This is a genomic window from Streptococcus sp. 2022WUSS037, assembly GCF_044427225.1.
Lineage (GTDB): Bacteria > Bacillota > Bacilli > Lactobacillales > Streptococcaceae > Streptococcus.
The window spans coordinates 1-4,027 of record NZ_JAOTGJ010000061.1; the positions used below are offsets into that span (position 1 = coordinate 1).

General features: G+C 40.1%; 5 protein-coding genes and 1 pseudogene. All 6 read left to right on the plus strand.

The window, feature by feature from the left end; all coding sequences use genetic code 11:
• Positions 1–202: 202 nt before the first annotated feature.
• The 6 genes and pseudogenes from ODU55_RS11440 (at position 203) to ODU55_RS11465 (ending at position 3,902) form a co-directional block, all read left to right on the plus strand.
• Positions 203–487 (plus strand): DUF2726 domain-containing protein, encoded by a 285-nt coding sequence (locus ODU55_RS11440; RefSeq protein ID WP_398582894.1) that lies wholly within the window; start codon positions 203–205, stop codon positions 485–487.
• 10 nt (positions 488–497) lie between these two features.
• A pseudogene (locus ODU55_RS11445) lies at positions 498–821 on the plus strand (PAS domain-containing protein); the annotation flags it as partial.
• A gap of 33 nt (positions 822–854) precedes the next feature.
• Positions 855–1,286 (plus strand): hypothetical protein, encoded by a 432-nt coding sequence (locus ODU55_RS11450; protein ID WP_398582895.1) that lies wholly within the window; start codon positions 855–857, stop codon positions 1,284–1,286.
• Positions 1,287–1,338: 52 nt separating this feature from the next.
• Positions 1,339–2,214, plus strand: coding sequence for a tRNA pseudouridine(55) synthase TruB (gene truB / locus ODU55_RS11455; RefSeq protein ID WP_398582897.1), 876 nt, complete (start codon positions 1,339–1,341; stop codon positions 2,212–2,214).
• 34 nt (positions 2,215–2,248) lie between these two features.
• Complete coding sequence (locus ODU55_RS11460; RefSeq protein WP_099870383.1) at positions 2,249–3,172, plus strand: bifunctional riboflavin kinase/FAD synthetase; 924 nt, start codon at positions 2,249–2,251, stop codon at positions 3,170–3,172.
• Entirely contained in the window at positions 3,165–3,902 is a 738-nt protein-coding gene (locus tag ODU55_RS11465) for a potassium channel family protein (protein ID WP_398582896.1), read from the plus strand. The genes ODU55_RS11460 and ODU55_RS11465 overlap by 8 nt, the downstream gene beginning before the upstream one ends.
• The last annotated feature ends 125 nt before the right edge of the window (positions 3,903–4,027 follow it).

Below are 4,027 nucleotides of genomic sequence, written 5' to 3' on the forward strand. Positions count from 1 at the left end.
ATATCATAATAGCAGAGTGAAAAACTTTCTTTGTGAACATCCATTCCGATGAAAAGTGTGGTAAAATGAAACATATAAGACCTCCAATTGAGTGTGGTAATTCCTGTTAGAAGTTGATTGTTTTTTTTATTCTAGTGTACAGGTAAATCCACGAATTCTCAACTGGGGGTCTTTACATATTGTCTATAAACTGCATAATCTTGTGAAGGATTTTACTCGACTAACAGAAGTGGAAGCGAAGTATGCAAGGCATGGAAATACGCACCTTGATTTTTTGATAATCAATAGACTTACCAAAGCACCTGTACTAGCTGTAGAAGTAGATGGATATGCATTCCACAAAGGTAATTCTAAGCAGTTTGAACGTGATATTATGAAGGATAACATTTTGAAAAAATGCAACATCCCCCTAATCAGGCTTAAAACAAATGAGAGTCAGGAAAAAGAAAAATTGATTGAAATATTGGATGGATTACTAGGAAGATAGCAATGAACATGACGACATTTTCCAATATTATAATGACAGCCACCCTGTAGAAGACATGATTTTCAAGCGGACGCCAAGCCAGATAGGACGGCATGTGGAGCTCTGCCATCCACCCAAAATCTTAGACAAGGTCAAGAAGATTTTTGAATTGCTCCGCACAGGGCAAAAAGACCAGGTTACCATGTGGTTCAAGTCCGAAAGTATGGGCAAGTTTGTCTATGTGGTCTATAAGGCCGTGCGTGATGACCAGGGAGAGTTTCAAGGCGTCTTGGAATACGTCCAAAATATCCAACCATTTTTTGAAATTGACAGCGATTTTCATCGGGATATTTAGAAAATCTTGTATGTAATTGTGAAAGGAAAGAAAATGAAACAATTTGAACGCATATATGAGAATATAGATTTAATTATCTTCAGAGCAGATTATATTGAGGGAAGAAGTGTAGAAGTAGCAGTTAGTCTAAATGAACACGACTATTTGATACAGCATGTTGATAAAGAAGGAAAAGTTGAAAATGAACTGGAATATATCCCTATTCGTATCAGCAAGGCAAAAAAATTCAGAGAATTTTTGAAAGAAATTAAGCTGTTGGAGTGGCCTACACTAAAATTAGGTGATAAAGGGTATCATGATGCTCCGTTGACATTCTCTTACGGCTATGACGAAGAGGAAGAGGTCGGGATTGACGAAGCTGTTCCCTTTGGTGCGGTTCCTTCTGAAACCATGCGACGTGTTCATAAGGAGATTGAACAGTTGATTGGAACAACTTTTGGTAGCTATCGTTTTTACGATGAGTGATTGTTACCAGACCGCCCACAAGAGCGGTCCTTTGTGTTATAATGAAAACATGATTTCAGGAATTATTAATTTAAAAAAAGAGGCGGGGATGACCTCGCATGATGCAGTTTTTAAACTCCGAAAGATTCTGCAGGAGAAGAAGATTGGACACGGTGGGACGCTAGATCCAGATGTGACTGGGGTTCTGCCGATTGCAGTCGGCAAGGCTACTCGTATGATTGAATTCATGCAGGAAGAGGGGAAAATCTACGAGGGGGAGATTACCATTGGCTACTCTACCACGACAGAAGATGCATCTGGTGACCTTGTTGAGCGGACACCGGTTTTGGACATAGCAGAGCAGGCAGTTGATGAGGCCATGGCTAGTTTTGTCGGTACTATTACCCAGATTCCGCCTATGTATTCCGCCGTCAAAGTAAATGGTCGCAAGCTCTATGAGTACGCACGAGCGGGTGAAGAAGTCGAACGTCCCCAACACCAAATTGACATATATAGTTTTGAACGTACCAGTCCTATTGAATTGGCAGATGATTGTGCACGATTTACCTTCCGAGTTCGTTGTGGAAAGGGCACCTATGTCCGTACTCTCTCTGTTGACTTAGGGGCTAAGTTAGGCTATGCCAGTCACATGTCTAAGTTGGAACGAACTGGTTCAGCAGGAATGGACCTAGCGGATGCCTTAACTTTGGAAGAAATTTCTTCGCTGGTAGCTGAAAATGATTTTTCATTTCTCCAACCTATTGAACGTGGTATCGGAGATTTACCTGTTGTAGAATTGAAAGAAGAGCAGGTGCAAGATGCTACATTTGGTCGATTTGTAGAATTGGATGCAGAAGCAGAGCGCTTAGCAGGCTTTTATGATGGTCAGTTGATTGCTATTTTTGAAAAACGCGACCAGCTGTATAAACCGAGCAAGGTTTTGGTCTAAGAAATTTCTCAATAACTGTGATAAAATAGAAAACATGAACATTAGAACAATTAAAGATTATAGTGAATTGAATCAAGAGGATCCGACGGTTTTAGTACTAGGCTACTTTGATGGGATTCATCTTGGGCACAAGGCTTTACTTGATCGAGCAAGAAAAGTAGCAGATGAGCAAGGTTTGACAGTAACTGTTTTGACCTTTCCAGAGTCACCTCGGTTGGCTTTTTCTCGCTTTAGCCCAGAACTTTTACTGCATTTGACTAGTCAAGAGCAACGCTACCTCTTATTGAAAAAATATGGTGTTGATAATCTTATTTTGACTGATTTTACTAGTGAATTTGCTAATAATACTCCTCAGCAGTTTTTGGATCGCTATATCAAAGGTCTCAATGCCCAGATTTTGGTTGCAGGTTTCGATTATCATTTTGGAAATTGCAGAGCAGATGTCAAAGATTTGACAGAACTATTTGATGGTCAGGTAGAAATTGTAAGTGAAGTGAGCCTGGGTGGAGAGAAAGTTTCTTCAACTCGCATTCGTCAGGCTGTCCAGGCAGGGGATGTCTCTCTAGCTAATCAACTTTTAGGTTATCCATTTATGACGGAGGGAATTGTTGTTCATGGAGATGCCAGAGGGCGCACTATTGGTTATCCGACTGCAAATCTGGCTCCTTTTGACCGTGTCCATTTACCATCTGAGGGAGTCTATGTAGCCGATGTCGAAGTGGATGGTAAACGGTATCGAGCCATGACCAGCGTTGGGAAAAATGTGACCTTTGATGGAACAGAAATGCGAATTGAAGCCCATATTTTTGACTTTGATCGTTTTATATATGGTGAAAAAATGACCATTTTCTGGCTTGAGAAAATTAGGGACATGGTAAAATTTGATGGTATTGAAGGCTTGATGGAACAAATGAAGACCGATGAAGTGTTTGCCTTGAATTGGGGTCAGCATGATTAAACGAGTCATTCAAGATCCTCGCTATGATAAAGGCATGACCTATCTGGCCATTGTTTACGTCTTTTTAATTGTCCTTGAGCTGATGGATGCTAGTATAGCGAGTTCTAGTGGTTACAATATTTTAGACTGGCTACTTTGGTTTATTTTTGTTTGCGATTATTTCGTCAATCTTTATTATTCGGAAGATAGGGTAGAATACATTCAGAGTCATGTTCTAGAATTAATTGCTATTATTCCTTTTGATTCTGTCTTTAGTTTTCTTCGTTTGGGGCGTTTGGCTCGGCTATTTAGGTTGGTCAAGGTTGCACGCATTTTTGCCCTGTCCAATCGTTTTTGGGACACAGTTAACAGGCTTCTGCACACAAATAGTCTATCCAAGGTCTTGTTGTTGAATATTTCAGCTGTTCTGACTGCCAGTGTACTCTTGTCTGTTATTGAAGGGAAATCATTCTTCGATGCACTTTGGTGGTCCATTGTAACGATGACAACTGTAGGGTATGGAGATATTGTCCCCCAAGATACGATTTCTAAAATTATAGCCATCCTCCTGATGTTGGTTGGTATTTGTACTTTTGGTATGGTTACCTCCACAATAACCCGTTTTTTCTCTGAAACAGAGCGTGAAACGAAGTTGGATACCTTGATGGCAAAAATTGATGAACAAAACGAAATATTGCTACGCTTAGAGAAAAAAATAGAATCTTTGGAAAAATTACAGGGAAGAGATTAGAATCATTCCCGTAGTTGGTTATGCCCTACCCATCATAGCTTTTCAAACTTTCAAAAAGAAAAATCGCCACGGTAAGTAGCGATTTTTCCCCTTTGTGAGCCTCAATGAAACGTCAAAGCGTTATA

Bases quoted from the DNA above. Each gene is read 5' to 3' on its own strand.
- ODU55_RS11450 (WP_398582895.1), top strand. From the start codon at position 855: ATGAAACAATTTGAACGCATATATGAGAATATAGATTTAATTATCTTC.
- ODU55_RS11460 (WP_099870383.1), top strand. From the start codon at position 2,249: ATGAACATTAGAACAATTAAAGATTATAGTGAATTGAATCAAGAGGAT.
- ODU55_RS11465 (WP_398582896.1), top strand. From the start codon at position 3,165: ATGATTAAACGAGTCATTCAAGATCCTCGCTATGATAAAGGCATGACC.